Source organism: Pseudomonas sp. E45-MNA-CIBAN-0222, from assembly GCF_040310405.1.
In the GTDB taxonomy this organism is placed as follows: domain Bacteria; phylum Pseudomonadota; class Gammaproteobacteria; order Pseudomonadales; family Pseudomonadaceae; genus Stutzerimonas; species Stutzerimonas stutzeri_AC.
Genome location: NZ_JBEOPU010000010.1, coordinates 79,630 through 103,763, shown reverse-complemented (window position 1 = coordinate 103,763; position 24,134 = coordinate 79,630). Strand labels below are relative to the sequence as shown.

The following is a 24,134-nucleotide window of genomic DNA, read 5'->3' as shown; positions in this document are numbered from 1 at the left end:
ACGGCTCAGCCTTTTTTGACGAAGCGGGCGGGTGCTCAGCTGACCTTGAGCACCAGCTTGCCGAAGTTGCCGCCAGTGAACAGCTTCATCAGTGTGTCGGGGAAGGTCTGCAGCCCCTCGATGATGTCTTCCTTGCTCTTGAGCTGGCCGCTTGCGAGCCACTCGGCCATGTCGCGCATCGCCTCGGGATAGCGCGAGACATAGTCGGTCACCACCATGCCTTCCATTCGCGCGCGATTGACCAGCAGCGACAGATAGTTCGATGGGCCTTTCACCGCTTCTTTATTGTTGTACTGGCTGATGGCGCCGCAGATGACCACTCGCGCGCCGACGCTGATGCGCTGCAGCACCGTATCGAGAATCTCCCCGCCGACGTTGTCGAAGAACACATCCACACCTTTCGGGCATTCGCGCTTCAAGCCTGCGGCCAGGTCTTCATTCTTGTAGTCGATGGCGCCATCGAAGCCGAGCTTCTCGGTCAGGAAGCGGCACTTGTCTGCGCCCCCGGCGATACCCACGACGCGACAGCCTTTGATCTTGGCGATCTGCCCGGCAATGCTGCCAACCGCGCCTGCTGCGCCGGAAATCACCACCGTTTCGCCGGCCTTGGGCTGGCCCACTGCGAGCAGGGCGAAGTAGGCGGTCATGCCGGTCATGCCCAGCGCCGACAGGTAGCGCGGCAACGGCGCCTGCTGTGGGTCGACCTTGTAGAAGCCTTTCGGCTCGCCGAGATAGTACGCCTGCACGCCCAGCGCACCGTTCACATAGTCGCCTTCCTTGAAGCCTGGGTGCTGCGAGGCGATCACTTTACCGACGCCTAGCGCGCGCATTACTTCACCGATGCCAACCGGTGGGATATAGGACTTGGCATCGTTCATCCAGCCACGCATGGCCGGGTCGATGGACAGGTACTCGACCTTGACCAGGATCTGATTGGGGCCAGGCTCGCTCACCGGCTTCTCGACATAGTCGAAAGTTTCCCGGGTCGGCGCGCCGATCGGCCGCTGGGCTAGCAGGAATTGCTGGTTGAGCAGGGTCATGAAAAAAGCCTCGTATTTGCGAAAGGTTTGGTTTAGCCCGCCTGGCTCTGTATCGCAAGGAATGCGAGGGCGCTGGAATGCACGGGCATCCACTTCGGTGATATGACCGTGGCAGCGGTGAAATGCGCGAACAGATAGCGGTATAAGTTTGACCGGGAAGCCATATGCGGTCATTTCACGGGCGCAAGGCCATTAGATCTCTTCGGGAAGAACAACAATGAGCATGGCATTTTCCGGGCAGGTTGCCCTAGTCACAGGCGCAGCGGCAGGTATCGGTCGCGCCACGGCGCAGGCGTTCGCCGAGCAACGTCTCAAGGTAGTGCTGGCCGATATTGACGAAGCGGGTATCCGTGACGGTGCAGAAAGCATTCGTGCCGCTGGAGGCGAGGCGATCGCCGTGCGCTGCGACGTGACGCGTGACGAAGACGTCAAGGCGCTCATCGAGCAGACGCTGGCCCAATATGGCCGGCTCGATTACGCATTCAACAATGCCGGCATCGAGATCGAGCAGGGCCGGTTGGCCGAAGGTAGCGAGGCGGAGTTCGACGCGATCATGGGCGTCAACGTCAAGGGCGTGTGGTTATGCATGAAGCACCAGCTGCCAGTCATGTTGGCGCAAGGTGGTGGCGCCATCGTCAACACCGCCTCGGTCGCCGGCCTGGGCGCCGCGCCGAAGATGAGCATTTATGCGGCGTCCAAGCATGCGGTGATCGGTCTGACCAAGTCGGCGGCGATCGAGTACGCGAAGAAGAAGATCCGCGTGAATGCCGTGTGCCCGGCGGTGATCGACACCGACATGTTTCGCCGCGCCTACGAAGCGGACCCGCGCAAGGCAGAGTTCGCGGCGGCGATGCATCCGGTGGGCCGGATTGGGAAGGTCGAGGAGATCGCAACCGCGGTGTTGTACCTGTGCTGCGATGGCGCCGCGTTCACTACCGGCCAAGCGTTGGCGGTGGATGGTGGTGCGACGGCGATCTAGAGCGTCTGGCCCGGTTCCTCCTGGCCGGGCAACGCTTCTGAAGCGGTCTAGCTGCGGCGGCTCAGAATCACCAGCGTTACCACCCCGGCGATCAATCCCCACAGCGCCGCGCCGATTCCGAACAGTGTCAAACCCGATGCCGTGACCATGAATGTGATCAACGCTGCCTCGCGCTCGTTGGGCTGCTGCATGGCTTGGGTCAATCCTGAGCCGATCGAGCCGAGCAGCGCCAGTGCCGCAACGGACAACACCAGCGCTGCTGGAAAGGCAGCAAACAGTGCAGCCAGGGTCGCACCGAAGATCCCGGCAATGCCGTAGAACACTCCGCACCAAGCCGCAGCGGTGTAGCGTTTTTGCGGATCGGGGTGAGCTTCGGGGCCCGCGCAGATCGCCATGGTTATCGCTGCCAAGTGGATGCCGTGGGAGCCAAACGGCGCCAGCAGCACCGAAGCGATGCCTGTGGTGGAAATCAATGGCGAAGCCGGTACCTGATAGCCCTCCGCGCGCAGTACCGCGAGGCCCGGCATGTTCTGCGAGGCCATGGCGATGACGAATAGCGGAATCCCGATGCTGAAAATCGCTGCGAAGGAGATTGCAGGTGTTGTCCAGACCGGCACCGCCACCTGCAGGCTGAAACGCTGGAAATCCAGCAAGCCGGAAACACCGGCGATCAGGCATCCGACCAGCAATGCGGCCAACACCGCGTAGCGAGGTTGCAGTCGCTTGGCCAGCAGATAGCTGAAGAACATACCGAGCACCAGCACCGGCTGGACTTCTACGGCGCGGAAGATCTCGATACCGATATTGAACAGCACGCCGGCCAGCAGCGCAGCGGCCAGGGACGCCGGCACCCGCCGCATCAGTCGATCGAAGCTGCCGGTCAGACCACACAGGGCAATCAGCGCTGAAGCGAAGATGAACGCACCGATCGCCTCGCCGTACGGCACGCCGGGCAGGCTGGTGATCAGCAGGGCGGCGCCCGGGGTCGACCAGGCAACCACCACTGGAGTGCGATAGCGCAGCGACAGGCCGATGCTGCAGATCGCCATGCCGATCGACAGCGCCCATATCCAGGAGGAAATCTGCGCCGCGCTCAGCCCGGCTGCCTGGCCGGCCTGAAACATCAGTACCAGCGAGCTGGTATAGCCGGTGAGCATGGCAATGAAGCCAGCCACGATGGTCGAGGGCGAGCTATCGCTCAGGGGGCGCAGTGCGGTACGGCCAATCTCATTCATTCTTGCTTCTACTTATTTGAGTTGTTGAGGCCGCAGGCGGCGGGCCCCGTACAAGCCTATTGCCTCGCAGAGCAAGGCGTCGCGGTACAGCAGCGTACGCATTAAACGTAACAGTCGAGCGAGGTGCAGGTGCAGGTCATCGCCAAGCCCGGTCATTGAATCTGGTTCTGGCACCCTTGTTGCTATCTAGTATTTGCCTGCCGCGATGCGTCAAAAAAACCGCGGCTGTTGGAGGATTAGATGAGTCAGGGTGTTCAATTCAATCGCTTGATGCTGGAAATGCGGGCCATGCAGACCGATGCAATGGCGCGCGTCAAGCCGGAGACCAAGACCCAAGAGGTCGGTGCACCGAGCTTCTCCGACATGCTTGGCCAGGCGGTGAACAAAGTGCACGAAACTCAGCAGGTTTCGAGCCAACTATCGTCTGCCTTCGAAATGGGGCAGGGCGGCGTCGACCTGACCGAAGTAATGATCGCCTCGCAGAAGGCCAGCGTTTCCTTTCAAGCCATGACCCAGGTTCGCAACAAACTGGTTCAGGCTTATCAAGACATCATGCAGATGCCGGTTTGAGGCGGATTGAATCATGGCTGAAGCGTTGAGCAACGTTCCGGTGCCGGCTACCTCCGAGGGTGTCAAGAAGCCCTTGCTGGGCCTGTCCTTTCTGGAAAACCTGTCGGATATGTCCATGCTGCGGCAGGTCGGTCTGCTGGTCGGTCTGGCAGCCAGTGTGGCAATCGGTTTCGCTGTGGTGCTCTGGTCGCAGCAGCCGGATTACCGCCCGCTGCTCGGCAGTCTGGCGGGGATGGATGCCAACCAGGTAATGGAGGCCCTTGCCTCCGCAGATATCGCCTACACCGTTGAACCCAACTCCGGCGCTCTGCTGGTCAAGGCCAATGACCTGGCGCGCGCACGCCTGAAACTCGCCAGCGCTGGTATCGGCCCGGCCGATAGCAATATCGGTTTTGAAATTCTCGACAAAGAGCAGGGGCTCGGCACAAGCCAGTTCATGGAGGCGACCCGCTACCGTCGTGGCCTCGAAGGCGAACTTGGCCGCACCATCTCCAGCCTGAACAACGTCAAAGGCGCCCGGGTACACCTGGCGATCCCGAAAAGTTCGGTATTCGTGCGTGACGAACGCAAGCCTAGCGCTTCGGTTCTGGTAGAGCTTTACCCGGGTCGTGCCCTGGAGCCGAGCCAGGTGATGGCGATCATCAACCTGGTTGCGACCAGTGTCCCGGAGCTGGGCAAATCGCAGATCACCGTGGTGGACCAGAAGGGCAACCTGCTGTCCGACCAGCAGGAGCTCACCGAGCTGAGCATGGCCGGCAAGCAGTTCGATTACAGCCGCCGCATGGAAAGCCTCTATACCCAGCGCGTGCACAACATCCTTCAGCCGGTGCTGGGTAGTGGCCGCTACAAGGCCGAAGTCTCGGCGGATGTGGATTTCAGCGCGGTGGAGTCCACCTCGGAAACCTTCAACCCTGATCAGCCGGCGCTGCGCAGCGAGCAGAGCGTCAATGAGCAGCGCCAGAGCAGCGTGTCGCCGCAGGGCGTACCTGGCGCACTGAGCAATCAGCCACCTGGGCCGGCCGCTGCGCCTGAGCAGGCCAATCAGGCAGCCGCTGCTGCTGGTGCCGTGGCCCCTGGTCAACCGCTGCTGGACGCCAATGGTCAGCAGGTCATGGACCCGGTGACCGGCCAGCCGATGCTTGCCCCGTTCCCGGCCGACAAGCGCGAGCAGGCCACTCGTAACTACGAACTCGACCGCTCCATCAGCTATACCAAACAACAACAGGGTCGCCTGCGTCGGTTGTCGGTAGCGGTGGTGGTGGACGATCAGGTGACGCTCAATGCCGCTGGCGAGATGGTGCGCGCGCCGTGGAATGCCGATGATCTGGCCCGTTTCACCCGTCTGGTACAGGATTCGGTGGGCTTTGATGCCAGCCGCGGAGACAGTGTCAGCGTGATCAACACGGCGTTTGTTGCCGATAGTTTTAGCGAGACCTTCGAGGAGATCCCGTTCTATTCGCAGCCGTGGTTCTGGGATGTCGTCAAGCAAGTGCTAGGTGTGTTGTTCATCCTGGTGCTGGTGTTTGGCGTCCTGCGCCCAGTACTCAAGAATCTCACCAACCCATCCAGCGGCAAGGAGCTGCAGGTCGCTAGTGGCTCGGGCGAGCTGGGCGAGGATGATGGATTGGAGGCAGGCCTGGCCAGTGATCGGGTCAGCCTGAGCGGTCCGCAGAATATTCTGCTGCCGAGCCCCAGCGAGGGATATGAAGCCCAGCTGAACGCGATCAAGAACCTCGTGGCCGATGACCCGGGACGGGTAGCCCAGGTGGTGAAAGAGTGGATCAACGACGATGAGTGACAATCGAGTTCAAGCCAAGCTCAGCAAGGTCGACAAGGCCGCCATTCTATTGCTCTCGCTGGGGGAAACCGACGCTGCACAGGTGCTGCGCCATCTGGGGCCGAAGGAAGTACAGCGCGTCGGCACTGCCATGGCGCAGATGCGCAATGTGCAGAAGGCGCAGATCGAGCAGGTCATGAGCGAGTTCGTCGAAATCGTTGGCGACCAGACCAGTCTGGGCGTCGGTTCCGATGGTTATATCCGCAAGATGCTTACCCAGGCGCTGGGCGAAGACAAGGCTGGTGGCTTGATCGACCGCATCCTGCTCGGTGGCAACACCAGCGGTCTGGACAGCCTGAAGTGGATGGAGCCGCGTGCTGTTGCGGACGTCATCCGCTACGAGCACCCGCAGATTCAGGCCATCGTGGTGGCCTATCTCGACCCGGATCAGGCCGGCGAGGTGCTGTCGCACTTCGACCACAAGGTGCGGCTGGATATCGTCCTGCGTGTCTCGTCCCTCAACACGGTGCAGCCCGCTGCGCTGAAGGAACTCAACCTTATCCTGGAGAAGCAGTTCTCTGGCAGCACCAACACCAGCCGCGCCAGCCTGGGTGGCGTGAAGCGTGCGGCGGACATCATGAACTACCTGGACAGCTCCATCGAAGGTCAGCTGATGGATGCGATCCGCGATGTCGACGAGGACCTCTCCAGCCAGATCGAAGACTTGATGTTCGTCTTCGACAACCTCGCCGAAGTCGACGATCGTGGCATTCAGGTGCTGCTGCGTGAGGTATCCTCCGATGTGCTGGTGATGGCGCTCAAGGGCGCCGACGACGGCATCAAGGAGAAAGTCTTCAAGAACATGTCCAAGCGTGCCGGCGAGCTGTTGCGCGACGACCTGGAGGCCAAAGGCCCTGTGCGCGTCAGTGATGTCGAGAACGCGCAGAAGGAAATTCTTACCATTGCTCGCCGCATGGCCGAGGCCGGAGAGATCGTTCTGGGCTCCAAGGGCGGCGAAGAGATGATCTAAGCAGGTACGAACCCCAAACATGGCCAAGGACAACCCCAGCGACGTCATTCGTGCGAAAGATGTCAGCCTGTTCGATCGCTGGTCTTTGCCCAGTTTTGATCCGCAAGGAGAGGAGCAGGTGCTGCCCGCCGATAAGGTCGTGGAGGCACCAGTCGAGGAGTTGGCGCGTAGCGAGGACGTCCCGGTCGAGGAAGTCAAACCGCTGACGCTCGATGAACTCGAAGCAATCCGTCAGCAGGCCTACAACGAAGGTTTCGCTACCGGTGAGAAGGACGGCTTTCATGCCGGGCAGCTCAAGGCAAGGCAAGAGGCCGACGCAGCTCTGGCCCTGCGAGTGGAAGGCCTCGAGCGCCTGATGAGCCAATTGCTCGATCCCATCGCCGATCAGGATCGTAATCTCGAACACGCCATGGCGACGCTGATCAGCCACATGGCGCGTGAGGTTATCCAGCGTGATCTGTTGATCGACTCCAGCCAGATTCGCCAGGTGCTGCGCGAGGCATTGAAGCTATTGCCCATGGGCGCGACCAACGTGCGCATCCATGTCAATCCGCAGGATTTCGAGCTGATCAAGGCGCTGCGTGAGCGCCATGAGGAGACTTGGCGAATTCTCGAGGACAGCAACTTGCTGCCCGGCGGCTGCCATATCGAAACCGAGCACAGCCGCATCGATGCCAGCATCGAAACGCGCCTCACCCAGGCCATCAAGCAGCTCTTCGAACAGCAGCGAGAAAATGCCACGCGTCCTCCTGCCGCAGATTTGGCCATCGATCTGGATGTGACTGATGCGCCTTGAACGAGTCAGCTTCGCCAGGCGTTTCGAAGCCTATGGCGAGGCGATCAAATTGCCCAGTCAGCCCATGCTGGAGGGGCGCCTGCTGCGCATGGTCGGTCTGACCCTGGAGGCCGAAGGGCTGCGCGCAGCCGTTGGCAGTCGCTGCCTGGTGATCAACGACGACAGCTATCACCCCACCGAGGTCGAGGCCGAGGTGATGGGGTTTTCCAGTGGCAAGCTGTATCTGATGCCCGTTGGCAGCCTCGCCGGCATTGCACCTGGCGCGCGTGTCGTACCTCTGGTCAACACAGGGCGGCTGCCCATGGGCATGTCCATGCTTGGGCGTGTACTCGATGGCGCCGGTCGGGCACTGGACGGCAAGGGCGGCATGAGAGCGGAGGATTGGGTGCCGATGGACGGCCCGGTGATTAACCCGCTCAAGCGCCACCCGATCAGCGAGCCGCTGGATGTCGGCATCCGCAGTATCAATGGCTTGCTGACCGTCGGTCGCGGCCAGCGCCTAGGCCTATTTGCCGGCACCGGTGTCGGCAAGTCGGTGCTGCTGGGCATGATGACCCGCTTCACCGAGGCCGACATCATCGTCGTCGGCCTGATCGGCGAACGGGGGCGAGAGGTCAAGGAATTCATCGAGAACATCCTTGGTGAGGAGAGCATCAAGCGCTCGGTAGTAGTGGCCTCGCCCGCTGACGAGGCGCCGCTGATGCGTCTGCGTGCCGCGCAGTACTGCACTCGTATTGCCGAGTACTTCCGCGATCAGGGCAAGAACGTGCTGTTGCTGATGGACTCCTTGACCCGCTACGCCCAAGCCCAGCGCGAGATCGCCCTGGCCATTGGCGAGCCGCCGGCAACCAAGGGCTATCCGCCATCGGTGTTCGCCAAACTGCCCAGTCTGGTCGAGCGGGCGGGTAATGCCGAGCAGGGCGGTGGCTCCATTACCGCGTTCTACACCGTGCTGTCCGAAGGTGACGACCAGCAGGACCCGATTGCCGATGCCGCCCGTGGCGTGCTCGACGGGCACATCGTGCTGTCGCGGCGCTTGGCTGAAGAGGGTCACTATCCCGCCATCGACATCGAGGCATCCATCAGCCGAGTCATGCCGCAGGTTGTGAGTGCCGAGCATGTTCGCGCTTCGCAGCGTTTCAAGCAGCTCTGGTCGCGCTATCAGCAGAGTCGTGATCTGATCAGCGTCGGTGCCTATGTACCAGGTGGCGATCCGGAAACCGACATGGCCATCGCACGGCAAGCGGAGATGGTCAGCTATCTGCGCCAGGGACTCGATGAGAGCGAAGATCTCAATCGCAGTGCTGCGCAGCTCGCTGCGGTGTTCAGTCCTCGGCAAGGCGGCTAACCGGTGGCGGTCAGTCGCGCTGCGCGGCTTGCACCGGTCGTTGAAATGGCCGAGCGCGCCGAGCGCGACGCTGCGCGGTTGCTGGGCCAGGCCCAGGCGCAATTGTCGCAGGCCGAAGCCAAGCTATCCGAGCTTGAACAGTATTTCGGGGATTACCAGCAGCAATGGATGCAGCAGGGCAGCCAGGGCGTTTCCGGCCAATGGTTGATGAATTATCAACGCTTTCTTTCCCAGCTCGAATCGGCCATCGGCCAGCAGCAGCGTAGCGTCAATTGGCATCGTGACAACCTGCTCAAGCTGCGACAGCAGTGGCATCAAAAGCATGCGCGCGTGGAAGGGCTGAGCAAGCTGATCGAAGGTTATCAGCGTGAAGCGCGAGTAGCGGCAGATAAGCGCGAGCAGAAGCTGCTAGACGAGTTTGCCCAACGACTTTCCGGTCGAGCGAGAGAGCTTTGAGGAACTCATGCCGACCATTGTTGCGAGTCGCCGCAAACATGCCGGATTCGTGCTTGCCGCGCCGCAGCTTGAGTGATAAATCTTCACCGCTTTCTACGCAGCGATTATCAGATGGGTGTCGAACTGACGTTCGGTCCCGCCGGGCCTGGTTACAGGCTCTGAATTTTCAGCCGGATACGGCTGTCCACCTCGCATCAGCGACAACTGCCACCGCCGGCAGTTTTCAAGACGTACCGGATCAGGGAGTGCCACATGACCATTACCTCGCAGCCTTCGGTGGATGGGCAGGAGTTGACCATTACCATCAACGGACGCTTCGACTTTAATGCGCATCAGGCTTTCCGTGATGCCTATCAGCGGCAGGACGTAAACCCGCGACGTTACGTGGTCAATCTGCAGGGCACTACCTATATGGACAGCTCGGCACTCGGCATGCTGCTTTTGCTGCGCGACCACGCCGGTGGCGATGAGGCAGACATTCGTTTGCTCAACTGCAATGCCGATGTGCGCAAGATTCTCTCGGTTTCAAACTTCGAACAGCTGTTCGTGATTGCCTGAGATGTCTACCAGGCTGTCGATCCTGATCGCCGAGGACAGCCCGGTTGATCGGATGCTGCTTTCCACCATCGTCGCCCGGCAAGGACATCGTGTGCTTACAGCAGCAGACGGCCAGGAGGCAGTTGAGCTGTTCCAGCGGGAACGGCCTCAGCTGGTTCTAATGGACGCGCTGATGCCGGTCATGGATGGTTTCGAGGCGGCGCGCCGGATCAAGCAGCTGGCCGGTGATGAGCTGGTGCCTATCATCTTTCTCACCTCGTTGACCGAGAACGAAGCGCTGGTCAGCTGCCTCGAAGCCGGCGGTGACGACTTCATCGCCAAGCCCTACAACCCGATCATCCTCGAAGCCAAGATTCAGGCTATGCACCGTCTGCGTCGGCTGCAGGCGACAGTGCTCGAGCAGCGCGACCTGATCGCCAGACGCAATCGGCAGTTGCTCGATGAACATCGGGCGGCGAAGGCAATATTCGACAAGGTCGCCCATGCCGGTTGCCTGAGCGCGCCCAACATCCGCTATCGGCAATCGCCTCGAGCACTGTTCAATGGCGACCTGCTCCTCGCCGCGCAGGCGCCGGCAGGGCAGATGTTCGTGCTGCTCGGTGATTTCACCGGCCATGGCCTTCCGGCGGCCATCGGCGCCATGCCGCTGGCCGAGACTTTCTACGGAATGGCGGCCAAGGGCTACTCCAGCTCCGACATCCTTCGCGAAATGAATGCCAAGCTCAAACAGATCCTCCCGGTGGAAATGTTCTGTTGTGCAACGCTGTTGGATATCAATGCCAAGCAGGGAACCCTGCGCGTCTGGAGTGGCGGGCTTCCAGATGGTTATCTCATTTCTGCCGATGGGCGACGTACTGCGTTGGTTTCGCAACACCTGCCGCTGGGCGTAGTGTCCGCTGCAGCGTTTGACGACAAGTTTCAGTACTACCCACTGGCGCCGGGCGATCGCCTGTTGTTGCTGTCCGACGGCGTGGTGGAAAGCCGCAATGCCGAGGACGAGCTGTTCGGCGAGCAACGGTTGTTGGCTGCGCTCACTGCCAACCGTGAACCAGCCTGCCTGTTCGACGAGATTGAGCAGGCCTTGCTGGACTTTCATGGGCAGCAACAGGATGACCTGAGCCTTGTCGAAGTCGTAGTGACAGAGGATGCGGGGTTTATGCCGCTGACCAGTTCCGCAACGGCGCACCGCGTTCGCCCCATGGATTGGTCAGCCCACTTCGACCTGCGTGCCGATAGCCTGCGTAACGGCAACCCACTGCCGCAGCTGCTGCAAGTGCTGCTGCAGATCAACCAGCTACGGCCAAGAGTGGGCGCGATCTATACCGTACTGGGCGAGCTTTACTCCAATGCCCTGGAACATGGCGTGCTCGGGCTCGACTCGGCACTCAAGTGCGATGCCGACGGTTTCAAGCGATATTACGACTTGCGACAGCAGCGCTTGCAGTCGCTTGCTGACGGCCATATTCATCTTGAGCTGGGTATCAAGGCGGGAGCGCAGGGCGGCAAGCTGCGCATTGCCATCAGCGACAGCGGATCTGGTTTCGATGTGGCGAGCGCTTTACAGGCACAGCTGGGTAGTGACCAGTTCAGTGGCCGAGGTTTGCACTTGGTTCGCCAGTTGAGCGACGGGCTCGATTGGCAACCGGATGGGCGGGGTCTGAGCGTGGAGTTCGTCTGGCAGGCTGAGGCATAATTCAGCGCTTTGAAACAGGAGTGTACCGGTGTCCAACACTCATCTCGACGGCGCCGTGCTGGCTACGCTGCAGGACGTGATGGAGAGTGAATATCCGGCACTGCTGGATACCTTTCTCGCCGATTCCGAGGAGCGCGTTCGTCTACTCCGGCAAGCCTGCCAGGCTGATCAGGCCGAAACCCTGCGCCGGGCTGCACACAGCTTCAAGGGTAGCTGCAGCAACATGGGTGCAACCCTTCTGGCTCAGCTCTGCCAGGAGCTGGAGAGTGTCGCCAGGGAAGATCAGTTGGCAGTAGCGCCTGCGCTGATCGAGTCCATCGAACGTGAATTCGCCATTGTGGGCATCTTGTTCCGCGCTGAACGACAGCGCTACGGTTAAACGGACAAATCTCTGACGCTCACGCGTTTTCCGTGCGACTCGGGCGGTCGCTGCGCTTCTGCCATTTTGACGTCTTGCGCGCTAATTGCCGAAACACGCGCTTTTGCGCGCTCTTTTCATACGTCTGCACAGGCTGGCCCAGAACTTGCTCTGCTATCGCCACGATCCATCCGTAGCGGAATGACCCAATGGCTGTTTCCCCCGACCTGCTGCTCAAATCTCCTTCTGTAGAGGCGCGAGCCAAAGCCTCGACCAAGGCACCCGAAGCCCCGCGCGAGGCCCGGGATAGCGCCAGCTTTTCCGACGTTTACGCCAAAGAGCGCCAGACGAAACCGGCCGACCGCCCAGTGCGTAATGAGACCGGTCGGGATAAGCCCGTCGACGATAAGGCTCGGAAGGAATCGGCTGGCGTAGCCGGTGACGAAAAGCCGACGGTTGCCGACAGCGGCAATTCCTTGCCTCCCGAAACGCAGGCGGAGGAGGTGCCTGAAGCTGAACTTGACCCACTGTTGCTGCTGGGGCTCGGTGGACAGCTGGTGCCGCAGACTGAAAGCGAGTCAGGCGGCGAGGTTCAGGGGGAGTCGCTGCTGGCCGGTTTATCGGTTGCGCAAGGCCTTGCCGCTGGAGATGAGAGTTTGTCGGCAGAAGAAACATCGCTAGCAAGCATGCGGCCCGTCGCCGACACGTCGCTCGGCACGCAAAAGAATGCTCAGTCGCTGGGGAATCCGCTAGCTGATGCGCAAGCAAAGGCAGAGGTAGATGACGGTTTTGCAAGCGTCTTGCTGGCCGCGAATGAGCCAGACGATGGCGAGTTCGATCTGGAACTGGCGACCAAGGAGTTGCTGGACAGCGTGGAGGCGCCCAAGGAGAGTCGCTCGGCAAGCGCCACTGAGTTGGCTGCCACCCGACCCAATCTCTTGAGTCAGGCGATCACTCAGCAGGTCCAGCAGGCGCAGCGGCCGGCGCTGGTGCCCGGACAGCCGGTGCAGATGCAGCAAACGGGTTGGAGCGAGGCTGTTGTGGATCGGGTGATGTGGTTGTCCAGCCAGAACCTGAAGTCGGCCGAGATTCAACTCGATCCCGCCGAGCTGGGTCGCATGGAGGTGCGTATTGATCTGAGCAAGGACCAGGCTCAGGTGACCTTCCTCAGCCCGCACGCCGGTGTGCGTGACGCGCTGGAAGGGCAGATGCAGCGACTGCGCGAAATGTTCGCCCAGCAGGGCATGAACCTGATGGATGTCAACGTATCCGATCAGTCGTTGGCGCGTGGTTGGCAAGGCGGTGCTGAAGGCGGATCGGCGCGTGGCTCCTCCGCTGAGGAGGATGCTGGTGCCGAGGAGTTGCAGGGCATTACGGAGATTTCCGGCAACCGCACTTCAGGTGATCGCGGCTTGGTGGATTACTACGCCTGAGCCATCACCTATCTTTTCCTGATGGCCGGCGTCAGCCCTGACTAGGGCGCGCCGGTTTTCCGCCGCCGGTCGCAGCAGCCTGCATTGGTCTCGTCGCTTCGACGTTGCAGCGTTCATTTCCTGATACCTTGTCGGCACTCGGGCCAAAGGCCTAGCGCTGTGAATGTCGGCTGCCTGGAACGTTGGCACAGCAGTTGCTCCTAACTCGTAGAACCCGACCGAAATGCGGTTGATGACGGATATTTGGCATGGCTAAGAAACAGGCTCCACCAACAGTGCCGCCAACCGGACCGGAAGCGGAACCGGCAGGCAAGGGAAAGCTGAAACTCATCCTGGTGATCGTGGTCGCCATGTTGGTGGCCGTAGGGCTTTCCATCGGCGGTACGCTTTACTTCATGAACAAGGGCGGCGACCTCGGTGACGACAAGGCCGAAGAGGCCGCGAGCACCGCTTCGGGCAAGCAGCCGGCGATCTATGAAGTCCTGATGCCCGCTTTCGTGGTCAATTTCAGCAACAAGGGACGCCAGCGTTACATGCAGGTCAGCATCGCCTTGATGTCACGTGATCAGGCTGCGCTGGATGCACTGAAAGTACATATGCCGTTGTTGCGCAACCGACTGGTCATGCTGTTCTCCAGTCAGGACTTCGAGGCGTTGAAAACGCCCGTGGGCAAGGAAATGCTGCGTCAGCAGGCGACTGCCAGCGTGCAGGAACTGGCGCAGAAGGAAATTGGCAAGCTTGCCGTCGAGCAAGTGCTTTTCACCAACTTCGTATTGCAATAGAAGGCTGCCGCAGATGGCTGTTCAAGACCTGCTCTCGCAAGACGAGATCGATGCGCTCCTGCACGGGGTCGACGACGGTCTGGTGGATACCGAAAGCGATTCCGAGCCGGGATCCATCAAGAGCTATGACCTGACCAGTCAGGACCGCATCGTTCGCGGGCGCATGCCCACCCTGGAAATGATCAACGAGCGTTTCGCCCGTTACACCCGCATCAGCATGTTCAACCTGCTGCGTCGCTCGGCCGATGTATCGGTGGGTGGCGTTCAGGTGATGAAGTTCGGCGAGTACGTGCATTCGCTGTACGTACCCACCAGCCTGAACCTTGTGAAAATGAAGCCGCTACGCGGCACGGCCTTGTTCATCCTGGACGCCAAGCTGGTGTTCAAGCTGGTGGACAATTTCTTCGGCGGTGACGGGCGCCACGCCAAGATCGAAGGTCGGGAGTTCACTCCTACCGAGCTGCGTGTCGTCCGCATGGTGCTGGAGCAGGCGTTCGTCGATCTCAAGGAAGCCTGGCACGCGGTGCTGGACGTCAACTTCGAGTACGTCAACTCGGAGGTGAACCCGGCCTTGGCCAACATCGTCAGCCCCAGCGAGGTGGTGGTTGTTTCCACCTTCCATATCGAGCTGGAGAGCGGTGGTGGTGATCTGCACGTAACCATGCCCTATTCGATGATCGAACCGATCCGCGAGATGCTCGATGCCGGCTTCCAGTCTGATGTCAGCGATCAGGACGAGCGGTGGGTCAAGGCGCTACGTGAAGACATTCTCGACGTCAGCGTACCGCTGGGTGCGACGGTCGTACGACGGCAACTGAAGCTTCGCGACATCCTGAACATGCAGCCCGGCGATGTGATTCCGGTAGAAATGCCCGAAGACATGATCCTGCGCGCCAATGGCATGCCAGCGTTCAAGGTCAAGCTGGGGGCTCATAAGGGCAACTTGGCATTGCAGGTGCTGGACCCTTTGATTCGCCCACGTTGAACCAACCCTTTACTCAATTCGAGCCGATCGAGGATTAGCGATGGCAGACGAACAAGACAACACATCTCCCGAGGAACAGGCGCTTGCCGATGAGTGGGCGGCAGCACTGGCCGAGGCGGGCGATGCCAGCCAGGACGACATCGATGCTCTGCTGAGCCAGGGTCCCGCGGCAGCGCCACCGGCGCCACCCCGCGCTCCGCTGGAAGATTTTGCCAGCGCACCCAAGTCGACTGGCGTGCAACTGGGGCTGGATGGGCCGAATCTGGACGTGATTCTCGATATCCCGGTCTCTATTTCCATGGAGGTCGGCAGCACCGAGATCAGCATCCGCAACTTGCTGCAACTCAATCAGGGCTCGGTGGTGGAGCTTGACCGCCTGGCCGGAGAACCGCTGGACGTGCTGGTCAATGGCACGCTGATCGCCCATGGCGAAGTGGTGGTGGTAAACGAGAAGTTCGGCATTCGGTTGACTGATGTCATCAGCCCCACCGAACGCATCAAGAAGTTGCGCTGACATGCGGGCCATTGCGTTTCTGGTCGCGCTGCTGGCTCTTCCCGTAATGGCTGCGGAGCCGGCGGCGAGCATGAGCAGTGCTGGCATGGGTGCGCAGCTGAGCAAGCTGCTATTCGGCCTTTTGCTGGTAATCGGGTTCATCTTCCTGCTGGCCTGGCTACTGCGACGGGTACAGCAGATGAATCCGCGTGGCACTCAGGTCATCAAGCTGATTTCCAGCCAGGCGCTTGGCCCTCGTGAGCGCCTGGTGCTGGTACAAGTCGGCGGTGAGCAGATCCTCATCGGCCTGAGTGGCGGGCGCATTACGCCACTGCACGTCATGCAGGAGCCGGTGCACTTGCCGGATGCCGAGCCAGCCAACCCCGAATTCGCCCAGCGTCTGATGGAGCTGCTTGGCAAGGACCACAAGGACAGACCTTGATGTTGCGCATTCTGTTGGTGGCCGCACTGATGCTGATCGGCCCCCTTGCCATGGCACAAGAGCCTTCCGGCATCCTGGCCCAGGGAAACAACCCGCTATCAATACCGGCGATCACCCTGACGACGGATGCCGAGGGGCAGCAGGAGTATTCGGTCAGCCTGCAGATCCTGCTGATCATGACGGCGCTGAGCTTCATCCCGGCATTCGTCATGCTGATGACCAGCTTCACCCGGATCATCATCGTCTTTTCCATTCTCCGCCAGGCCCTGGGGCTGCAGCAAACGCCTTCGAATCAGATCCTCGTCGGCCTGACGCTGTTTCTCACGCTGTTCATCATGGCGCCGGTGTTCGAGCGAATTAACCAGGATGCGTTACAGCCCTATCTGAGCGAGCAGATCCCCGCGCAGGAGGCCATCTCACGGGCTGAGGTGCCACTGAAGAACTTCATGCTGGCGCAGACGCGCGAAAGCGATCTGGAGCTTTTCGTGCGCCTTTCACGACGTACCGACATTGCCTCGCCGGAGGCAGCACCGATGACCATTCTCGTACCGGCCTTCGTCACCTCGGAGCTGAAGACCGCTTTCCAGATTGGTTTCATGATCTTCATTCCGTTTCTGATCATCGACATGGTCGTGGCCAGCGTGCTGATGGCGATGGGCATGATGATGCTCTCGCCGCTGATCATCTCGTTGCCGTTCAAGATCATGCTGTTCGTGCTGGTGGACGGCTGGGGGCTGATCATCGGCACTCTGGCCGGCAGTTTCGGCACCCTGTAGGGAGGGGCGCAAATGACTCCTGAAGTAGCCGTGGACCTGTTTCGCGAGGCGTTGTGGATGACCGCGATGATCGTTGGCGTGCTGGTTGTGCCGAGCCTGCTGGTTGGCCTGGTGGTGGCAATGTTCCAGGCGGCGACACAGATCAACGAGCAGACCCTGAGCTTCCTGCCGCGTCTGCTGATGATGCTGATGACGCTGATCTGGGCCGGGCCATGGCTGGTGCGTGAGCTGATGGAGTACATGCAGAATCTGGTGCAAAACATTCCGCTGCTGATCGGGTAGCTGGCGTGCTTGAGCTGAGCAATGCGCAGATTGGCGGGTGGGTTGGGCAGTTCCTGCTCCCGCTGTTTCGCATCGCCGCTTTGCTGATGAGCATGCCGATTATCGGCACTCAGCTGGTGCCGATGCGGGTTCGTCTTTATCTGGCGCTGGCTATCGCGGTGGTATTGGTGCCGACGCTGCCGCCAATGCCGGTGGTCGAATCGCTGAGTCTGGCATCACTGCTGTTGATCGCCGAACAATTGGTAATCGGGGTGATGCTCGGTTTTGTCCTGCAACTGTTCTTTCACGTGTTCATCGTCTCGGGGCAGTTGCTGGCAATGCAGATGGGCCTCGGTTTTGCGTCGATGGTCGATCCGGCCAATGGCGTTTCGGTGCCGGTAATCGGCCAGTTCTTCAATATGCTGGTCGTTCTGTTGTTTTTATCGGTGAACGGCCATCTGGTGGTGTTGGAGATCCTCGCCGAGAGCTTCATAACCTTGCCGGTGGGCGGTGGGCTTTCGACCAATCATTTTTGGGAGGTGGCTGGCAAACTTGGATGGGTGCTCGGAGCGGGTTTGCTGCTGGTGTTACCTGCCATTACCGCACTGTTGGTGGTCAACCTGGCATTCGGCTTGATGACCCGAGCAGCCCCACAGCTGAATATCTTCTCAATCGGCTTTCCGCTGACACTGGTGCTGGGCCTGGTCATCGTCTGGGTCGGTATGGCCGATATCTTCGCGCAGTATCAGATATTCGTCAGCGAAGCGTTGATGATGCTGCGCGACCTGGCTGGGGCGCGTTGATGTCCTTGACCAGGCAGGAGGTCGGCGGTGGCTGAGAGCGAAAGTGGTGCCGATAAAAGCGAGGAACCCACAGACAAACGACTGCGCGAATCCCGTGAAAAAGGGCAACTGGCGCGCTCGCGTGAACTCAGCACCGTAGCGGTCACCCTGGGCGGCATCGGCGGCCTGCTGGCCTCCGGCGGTAGTTTGGCGCAAACCCTGATGGCAATGATGCAAGGGACCTTCGAGCTGAGTCGAGAAACCCTGCTCGATGAAGGGTCGATGGTGCGCTTGCTCATGAGCAATGGCCTGATGGCCTTGGAGGCAATTATGCCGCTGCTCATTGCACTGCTGATCGCCTCGATCGTAGGTCCTGTTTCGTTGGGTGGTTGGCTGTTCTCGGGCAAAGCCATGGCGCCGAAACTCAGCCGAATGAACCCGGCGGCCGGACTCAAGCGCATGTTCTCCACTAAAGCTCTGGTCGAACTGCTTAAAGCGCTGGGCAAATTTCTGGTAGTGCTCAGTGTTGCGCTACTGGTGCTATCGGCTTACCAGGACGATCTGCTGTCGATTGCCAAGCAGCCACTGGATTTGGCCATCATGCACAGCGCCGAAATCGTCGGCTGGTGTGCCTTGTGGATGGCGTGCGGGCTGATCCTGATCGCTGCGGTGGATGTGCCTTTCCAGCTCTGGGATAACAAGCAGAAGCTGATGATGACCAAGCAGGAGGTCAGGGACGAATACAAGGACTCCGAAGGCAAGCCGGAGGTCAAATCGCGCATTCGCCAGCTGCAGCGCGATGCTGCGCAGCGGCGCATGATGCAGGCGGTACCGGAGGCGGATGTGGTTATCACCAACCCCACCCACTTTGCTGTCGCGCTCAAGTACGACGCTGCCAAGGGCGGTGCGCCGATGCTGGTCGCCAAGGGCGGTGACTTCGTAGCGCTGAAGATTCGCGAGATCGCACAAGAGCACAAGGTAACGGTATTGGAATCACCTGCATTGGCGCGGTCAGTGTACTACTCGACCGAAATCGATCAGGAGATCCCCGCAGGTTTGTACCTGGCGGTTGCGCAGGTGCTGGCTTACGTCTATCAGCTGCGCCAGTACCGCGGCGGCAAGGGAAGAAGGCCTGACCCGTTGACCAATCTGCCTATCCCGCCGGATTTGCGCAGGGACGAGTAGGTTGGGTACGAGGCGGTCTCACGCTCGCCGCCTCGCATCCCGATGCTGTTACTTGATGACGCCGCAGGCTACGCGCGCACCGCCGCCACCCAGAGGCTGCGGATGATCCGAATGATTGTCGCCGCCCTGGTGAACCATCAGCGCCTGGCCTTTGATGTCGCCGAGGCTCTTCAGGCGCGGCGCCAGCACTGGCTGGCTGGCTTTACCTTCGCTGTCCACGTATAGCGCGGGCAGGTCGCCTAGGTGGCCGTCGCCCCAGGGTTCGCCGTGTTTACCGGTATTTTTCGGGTCCCAGTGGCCGCCTGCTGCGCCTGCAGCGGTCGCTTTACCGTCCACATCTGCTGGTTCGCAGCTGCCCTTGGCATGAATGTGGAATCCGTGAATGCCTGGCTGCAAACCGGTCAGCTCAGGGCGGAATACCAGCCCGTACTCGTTGCTTTCGATCTTCACACTGCCTACCGAATCGCCGATGCCCTGAGCGGTAACGGTGTTTACTTCGACGCTCAAGGTTTCAGCCTGGGCGGCGAGGGCGGTGCAGCCTGCAAGCGCGGCGATGATCCACTGTTTCATCTGAAAGCTCCTTTCGCACAAACGACAGCGGAGTGCTGCCGTTAGCACTTGTGACTGTCCGTATTCGGCTGCGTTCGCTGGTTGGCCTTGCTGCAACGTGGCAAGGCGGTGGTAACCGGGCCGACCGGAACTGGCACAGATAAAAAGTTGGACCCCTTCTTGCTATACCTCGGTCAGGGCGCATTTCGCGTCAAGAATTCGTTCTGTAAATCCCGGGGTCTATGTGGATCGCACGCAACTCATCAATATTCGCAATGGCCTGACGGGCGCAGGGCGCGGCAACCTGGGTGTGCCGGTGCTGTTGCTCGTGATGATGGGCATGATGATGCTGTCGGTGCCGCCGTTCCTTCTGGATCTGCTGTTCACCTTCAACATTGCGCTGTCGATCGTCGTGCTGTTGGTCAGTGTCTACGCGCTGCGGCCATTGGATTTCGCGGTTTTCCCGACGATCCTGCTCGTTGCAACCCTTATGCGCCTGGCGCTGAACGTGGCCTCGACGAGGGTCGTGTTGATCAATGGCCATGAAGGCGGCTCTGCTGCAGGTCATGTGATCGAGGCGTTCGGTAATGTCGTAATCGGCGGCAACTATGTTGTCGGTATCGTCGTCTTCGCGATTTTGATGATCATCAACTTCGTCGTGGTGACCAAGGGCGCGGGGCGTATCTCGGAAGTCAGCGCACGTTTCACCCTGGACGCGATGCCCGGCAAGCAGATGGCAATCGATGCCGACCTCAACGCCGGCCTGATCGACCAGTCCGAAGCCAAGCTGCGGCGCGTAGAAGTCGCCTCCGAGGCAGACTTCTACGGCTCGATGGATGGTGCGAGCAAGTTCGTTCGCGGTGACGCCATTGCCGGCTTGCTGATCCTTTTCATCAACCTCATCGGTGGCGTCGGCATCGGCATGGCGCAACACGGCATGAGCTTCAGTGAAGCCGGTCAGGTGTATGCCCTGCTGACCATTGGTGACGGCCTCGTCGCGCAAATCCCATCGCTGCTGCTTTCGACCGCTGCAGCGATCATGGTGACTCGTGTAACCAGCTCCGAGGATATGGGACAGCAGGTCAACCGGCAGATGTTCGCATCACCCAAGGCGTTGGCCGTAGCGGCTGGCATCATGATCGCCATGGGCCTTGTACCCGGCATGCCGCATACGTCCTTCCTTGGCCTTGGCGCTGTAGCCGCTGCAGGCGCTTACTGGATCTGGCATCGGCAGAAGCAGGTCGTGAAGAAGGCCGAGCAGGAAGTGCAGAAGCAACAGGAACTGCTTCCTGCGCAGCGGGCAGCGGAAACCAAGGAGTTGGGTTGGGACGATGTGACGCCCGTCGACATGGTGGGGCTTGAAGTCGGCTATCGCCTGATTCCGCTGGTGGATCGTAACCAGGGCGGTCAACTGCTGGCCCGAATCAAGGGTGTACGCAAGAAGCTGTCCCAGGACCTGGGTTTTCTCATGCCTTCGGTACACATTCGCGACAATCTCGATCTGCTGCCCAACGCCTATCGATTGACGCTGATGGGAGTGAGCCTGGCCGAGGCTGAGGTCTACCCGGATCGCGAGTTGGCGATCAATCCGGGTCAGGTATTCGGACCCCTCAACGGCATCGCCGCCAGGGATCCGGCGTTTGGCCTGGAAGCTGTCTGGATCGAGGCAAGCCAGCGCGATCAGGCGCAGTCGCTCGGTTACACGGTGGTGGACGCCAGTACGGTAGTCGCCACCCACCTCAATCAGGTCCTGCACAAGCATGCCCACGAGTTGCTTGGGCATGAGGAGGTGCAGCAACTGCTGCAGTTGCTGGCCAAGAGCTCGCCCAAGCTGGCCGAGGAGCTGGTGCCGGGTATGGTCTCGCTGTCGACGCTGCTCAAGGTGCTTCAGGCGTTGCTGCAGGAGCAGGTGCCCGTACGGGACATCCGTACCATCGCCGAGGCTATCGCGAATGCGGCCGCCAAGAGTCAAGATCCCGCCGCAATGGTCGCAGCCGTGCGCGTCGCGCTGTCCCGCGCAATCGTGCAGAACGTTGTGGGACTAGAGCCGGAGCTGCCTGTGATCACGCTCGAACCTCGGCTGGAACAGATCTTGCTCAATAGCTTGCAGAAGGCCGGACAGGGCTCCGAAGACGGAATCTTGCTGGAGCCAGGAATGGCCGAAAAGTTGCAAAGGTCTTTGGTAGATGCAGCACAGCGTCAAGAAATGCTCGGCAAACCGGCGGTACTGCTGGTAGCCGGCCCGGTTCGGGCGATGCTGTCGAGATTCGCGCGGCTGGCGGTGCCGAACATTCATGTTCTGGCCTACCAGGAAATACCGGACAACAAGCAAGTCACCATCGTCTCGACGGTGGGTCAGAATTAACCGAGGGTAGAAGGCCATGCAGGTCAAACGTTTCTTCGCTGCCGATATGCGCATCGCCATGAAAATGGTGCGTGACGAGCTGGGCGCCGATGCCGTGATCATCGGCAATCGCCGGGTGGCCGGTGGCGTCGAGCTGACCGCAGTGCTCGACTACCCGATGCAGTCCGCTCCTGCAGCGACCAAGCCCAATCCGGCGCTGGAAGCCGAGTTGCGCAAAACGCAGGCGCGCCTTGCCAGCGCCCATGCCGATCTGAGCTCGGCGCCTCGCGCGAACATGCAGGATCGTCAACTGGTTGACGAGAAGCCGGCTGCGGCGGCAATCAAGCCGCAAGCCCAGCCTGTCGCTGCGGCCGCTACTGCAGACGCTCGCGCAATCGAAGCGATGCAGTCCGAGTTGCACGGCCTGCGCGAGCTGATCGAAGTGCAGCTCGGTTCGATTGCCTGGGGGCAGGAGCAGAGCCGCCGTCCGCAGCAGGCCAGCCTTTGGCGCCGTCTGCAGCGCATGGGGCTGCCCGCCGAACTGTCGCGTAGCCTTTTGGAGAAGGTCGCAGGCATCAGCGAGCCCCGCCAGGCTTGGCGTATGGTCCTGGCGCACCTGGCGCAGGCGATCAAGGTCACGAAGAACGAGCCGCTGGAAGAGGGCGGTGTGATTGCGCTGGTTGGCCCGGCAGGCGTTGGCAAGACCACGACCCTGGCCAAGCTCGCTGCGCGCTATGTGTTGAAATATGGTGCGCAGAACATCGCACTGGTAAGCATGGACAATTATCGGATCGGCGCGCAGGAGCAGCTCAAGACCCTCGGACGCATCCTTGATGTGCCCGTACTGCAGATCGATCCGAGCCAGTCGCTGGTCAAGACACTGGCGCCCTTGGCACGCAAGCGCGTGATCCTCATCGATACAGCCGGTCTTCCGGCTAGCGATCCAACCCTGCGCATGCAGCTCGATGCACTGTCCGACCGCGGCGTGAAATCGAAAAACTATCTAGTGCTGGCCGCAACCAGCCAGAGCCAGGTATTGAAGGCGGCGTGGCACAACTATCGTCGCTGCGGCCTGGCTGGCTGTATCCTGACCAAACTGGACGAGGCAGGCAGCCTCGGCGATGTGCTTGGGCTCACCATCAGCCAGCATTTGCCGATAGCCTACCTCGCGGATGGACCTCGGATCCCGGACGATCTGCACCTGCCGCGCAGTCATCAATTGGTAAGTCGCGCCGTGAGTTTGCAATCCGGCGAGGAACCGAGCGAGGAAACCATGGCCGATATGTTCGCCGGGTTGTACAACGGTCCGTCACGGCGGGCCGGATGATGATGCGACAGCGGTTCCTGAATGAATCAGATGCGCGCCATGCGGGCGCATCGCCGGCCGTATGGCCCCAGCAAGATATAGGCGTGTGAACATGGGTATGCATCCCGTACAGGTGATTGCGGTGACCGGCGGCAAAGGTGGCGTCGGCAAGACCAACGTGTCGGTCAATCTGTCACTGGCGCTGGCCGAACTCGGTCGGCGTGTGGTGTTGCTTGACGCTGACTTGGGGTTGGCCAACGTTGACGTGCTGCTCGGTCTTACCACCAAGCGCACCCTTGCCGATGTGATTGCCGGTGAGTGCGATCTGCGCGACGTGCTGATCCAGGGGCCCGGTGGCATCCGTGTCGTGCCGGCTGCTTCCGGCACGCAGAGCATGGTGCAGCTGTCGTCGCTGCAGCACGCCGGCCTGATTCAGGCGTTCAGTGATCTCGGTGATGAACTCGACGTGCTGATCATCGATACCGCGGCAGGCATCGGCGATTCGGTCGTCAGCTTCGTACGCGCGGCGCAGGAGGTGTTGCTGGTCGTTACCGATGAGCCCACTTCCATCACTGACGCCTATGCTCTTATCAAGCTGCTGAACCGCGACTACGGCATCAGCCGTTTCCGCGTGCTGGCCAACATGGCACACGCGCCGCAGGAGGGCCGCAACCTGTTTGCCAAACTGACTAAGGTTACCGAGCGGTTTCTCGATGTGGCGCTGCAGTATGTGGGTGCAGTGCCGTACGACGAGGCCGTGCGCAAGGCAGTACAGAAGCAGCGGGCTGTTTATGAGGCTTACCCACGTTCGAAATGTGCGCTGGCCTTCAAGGCCATCGCCCAGAAGGTCGACACCTGGCCGCTGCCGGCGACGCCGCGTGGCCACCTCGAATTCTTCGTAGAGCGTCTCATCACGCCCGCTTCACAGAGCCACGAATGACAGGTGCCGGAACCGC

The 24,134-nt window shown here is 60.7% G+C and carries 25 protein-coding genes; 22 read left to right on the top strand and 3 right to left on the bottom strand.

Annotated elements, in window-relative coordinates; translation table 11 throughout:
* Positions 1 to 35 precede the first annotated feature (35 nt).
* The gene (locus AAEZ08_RS15930; RefSeq protein WP_102819530.1) at positions 36 to 1,040 is read right to left on the bottom strand and encodes an NADP-dependent oxidoreductase; all 1,005 of its coding nucleotides are present in this window, start codon (positions 1,038 to 1,040) and stop codon (positions 36 to 38) included.
* Between the two features lie 217 nt (positions 1,041 to 1,257).
* On the opposite strand from AAEZ08_RS15930, the gene AAEZ08_RS15925 reads away from it, so the two are divergent.
* A complete protein-coding gene (locus AAEZ08_RS15925; protein ID WP_500124683.1) occupies positions 1,258 to 2,019 on the top strand; it encodes an SDR family oxidoreductase in 762 nt (253 codons plus the stop codon).
* Between the two features lie 47 nt (positions 2,020 to 2,066).
* On the opposite strand, the gene AAEZ08_RS15920 is transcribed toward AAEZ08_RS15925, so the two are convergent.
* Entirely contained in the window at positions 2,067 to 3,254 is a 1,188-nt protein-coding gene (locus AAEZ08_RS15920) for a benzoate/H(+) symporter BenE family transporter (protein ID WP_102819531.1), read from the bottom strand.
* Positions 3,255 to 3,494: 240 nt separating this feature from the next.
* On the opposite strand from AAEZ08_RS15920, the gene fliE reads away from it, so the two are divergent.
* From fliE to flhB, 18 genes are all read left to right on the top strand, one after another.
* Entirely contained in the window at positions 3,495 to 3,824 is a 330-nt protein-coding gene (fliE, locus tag AAEZ08_RS15915; RefSeq protein WP_003283626.1) for a flagellar hook-basal body complex protein FliE, read from the top strand.
* A 13-nt stretch (positions 3,825 to 3,837) separates the two neighbouring features.
* Complete coding sequence (gene fliF / locus AAEZ08_RS15910) at positions 3,838 to 5,622, top strand: flagellar basal-body MS-ring/collar protein FliF (RefSeq protein WP_500124682.1); 1,785 nt, start codon at positions 3,838 to 3,840, stop codon at positions 5,620 to 5,622.
* Complete coding sequence (gene fliG, locus AAEZ08_RS15905; RefSeq protein ID WP_103457259.1) at positions 5,615 to 6,631, top strand: flagellar motor switch protein FliG; 1,017 nt, start codon at positions 5,615 to 5,617, stop codon at positions 6,629 to 6,631. Before fliF ends, fliG begins: the two co-directional genes overlap by 8 nt.
* A 19-nt stretch (positions 6,632 to 6,650) precedes the next feature.
* Entirely contained in the window at positions 6,651 to 7,427 is a 777-nt protein-coding gene (gene fliH, locus AAEZ08_RS15900) for a flagellar assembly protein FliH (RefSeq protein WP_058064783.1), read from the top strand.
* Positions 7,417 to 8,775, top strand: a complete 1,359-nt coding sequence (fliI, locus tag AAEZ08_RS15895; protein WP_003280350.1) for a flagellar protein export ATPase FliI — start codon at positions 7,417 to 7,419, stop codon at positions 8,773 to 8,775. The genes fliH and fliI overlap by 11 nt, the downstream gene beginning before the upstream one ends.
* Positions 8,776 to 8,778: 3 nt before the next feature.
* Positions 8,779 to 9,231 (top strand): flagellar export protein FliJ, encoded by a 453-nt coding sequence (gene fliJ / locus AAEZ08_RS15890; RefSeq protein ID WP_036990901.1) that lies wholly within the window; start codon positions 8,779 to 8,781, stop codon positions 9,229 to 9,231.
* Positions 9,232 to 9,483: 252 nt separating this feature from the next.
* A complete protein-coding gene (locus AAEZ08_RS15885; protein ID WP_003280352.1) occupies positions 9,484 to 9,789 on the top strand; it encodes an STAS domain-containing protein in 306 nt (101 codons plus the stop codon).
* Between the two features lies 1 nt (position 9,790).
* Entirely contained in the window at positions 9,791 to 11,482 is a 1,692-nt protein-coding gene (locus AAEZ08_RS15880) for an ATP-binding SpoIIE family protein phosphatase (protein ID WP_427702656.1), read from the top strand.
* Positions 11,483 to 11,510: 28 nt separating this feature from the next.
* Positions 11,511 to 11,861: an Hpt domain-containing protein gene (locus AAEZ08_RS15875; RefSeq protein WP_427702655.1), complete on the top strand. Its 351-nt coding sequence runs from the start codon at positions 11,511 to 11,513 to the stop codon at positions 11,859 to 11,861.
* A gap of 188 nt (positions 11,862 to 12,049) precedes the next feature.
* Positions 12,050 to 13,273: a flagellar hook-length control protein FliK gene (locus tag AAEZ08_RS15870; protein ID WP_500124681.1), complete on the top strand. Its 1,224-nt coding sequence runs from the start codon at positions 12,050 to 12,052 to the stop codon at positions 13,271 to 13,273.
* Positions 13,274 to 13,521: 248 nt separating this feature from the next.
* Complete coding sequence (gene fliL / locus AAEZ08_RS15865) at positions 13,522 to 14,055, top strand: flagellar basal body-associated protein FliL (protein WP_101274878.1); 534 nt, start codon at positions 13,522 to 13,524, stop codon at positions 14,053 to 14,055.
* A 13-nt stretch (positions 14,056 to 14,068) separates the two neighbouring features.
* Positions 14,069 to 15,040 (top strand): flagellar motor switch protein FliM, encoded by a 972-nt coding sequence (gene fliM, locus AAEZ08_RS15860; protein WP_003280359.1) that lies wholly within the window; start codon positions 14,069 to 14,071, stop codon positions 15,038 to 15,040.
* Between the two features lie 40 nt (positions 15,041 to 15,080).
* Positions 15,081 to 15,554, top strand: coding sequence for a flagellar motor switch protein FliN (gene fliN, locus AAEZ08_RS15855; RefSeq protein ID WP_003280361.1), 474 nt, complete (start codon positions 15,081 to 15,083; stop codon positions 15,552 to 15,554).
* Position 15,555: 1 nt separating this feature from the next.
* On the top strand, positions 15,556 to 15,975 hold the full coding sequence (gene fliO / locus AAEZ08_RS15850; protein ID WP_003280362.1) for a flagellar biosynthetic protein FliO: 420 nt from the start codon (positions 15,556 to 15,558) through the stop codon (positions 15,973 to 15,975).
* Positions 15,976 to 16,004: 29 nt separating this feature from the next.
* The gene (fliP, locus tag AAEZ08_RS15845) at positions 16,005 to 16,751 is read left to right on the top strand and encodes a flagellar type III secretion system pore protein FliP (RefSeq protein ID WP_228481881.1); all 747 of its coding nucleotides are present in this window, start codon (positions 16,005 to 16,007) and stop codon (positions 16,749 to 16,751) included.
* Positions 16,752 to 16,763: 12 nt separating this feature from the next.
* Entirely contained in the window at positions 16,764 to 17,033 is a 270-nt protein-coding gene (gene fliQ, locus AAEZ08_RS15840; protein ID WP_003280365.1) for a flagellar biosynthesis protein FliQ, read from the top strand.
* A gap of 5 nt (positions 17,034 to 17,038) precedes the next feature.
* Entirely contained in the window at positions 17,039 to 17,815 is a 777-nt protein-coding gene (gene fliR / locus AAEZ08_RS15835; protein ID WP_003280367.1) for a flagellar biosynthetic protein FliR, read from the top strand.
* A gap of 27 nt (positions 17,816 to 17,842) precedes the next feature.
* Positions 17,843 to 18,979: a flagellar biosynthesis protein FlhB gene (gene flhB, locus AAEZ08_RS15830; protein WP_427702653.1), complete on the top strand. Its 1,137-nt coding sequence runs from the start codon at positions 17,843 to 17,845 to the stop codon at positions 18,977 to 18,979.
* 48 nt (positions 18,980 to 19,027) lie between these two features.
* Here flhB and sodC read toward each other — a convergent pair whose 3' ends face one another.
* Positions 19,028 to 19,549, bottom strand: a complete 522-nt coding sequence (sodC, locus tag AAEZ08_RS15825) for a superoxide dismutase family protein (protein ID WP_003280370.1) — start codon at positions 19,547 to 19,549, stop codon at positions 19,028 to 19,030.
* Positions 19,550 to 19,772: 223 nt separating this feature from the next.
* Here sodC and flhA point away from each other — a divergent pair, with 223 nt between their 5' ends.
* The 3 genes from flhA (at position 19,773) to fleN (ending at position 24,118) form a co-directional block, all read left to right on the top strand.
* Complete coding sequence (flhA, locus tag AAEZ08_RS15820) at positions 19,773 to 21,893, top strand: flagellar biosynthesis protein FlhA (protein ID WP_003280373.1); 2,121 nt, start codon at positions 19,773 to 19,775, stop codon at positions 21,891 to 21,893.
* Positions 21,894 to 21,909: 16 nt separating this feature from the next.
* Positions 21,910 to 23,199: a flagellar biosynthesis GTPase FlhF gene (gene flhF, locus AAEZ08_RS15815; protein WP_095460409.1), complete on the top strand. Its 1,290-nt coding sequence runs from the start codon at positions 21,910 to 21,912 to the stop codon at positions 23,197 to 23,199.
* 91 nt (positions 23,200 to 23,290) lie between these two features.
* Positions 23,291 to 24,118 (top strand): flagellar synthesis regulator FleN, encoded by an 828-nt coding sequence (fleN, locus tag AAEZ08_RS15810; RefSeq protein ID WP_058064776.1) that lies wholly within the window; start codon positions 23,291 to 23,293, stop codon positions 24,116 to 24,118.
* Positions 24,119 to 24,134: the final 16 nt, after the last annotated feature.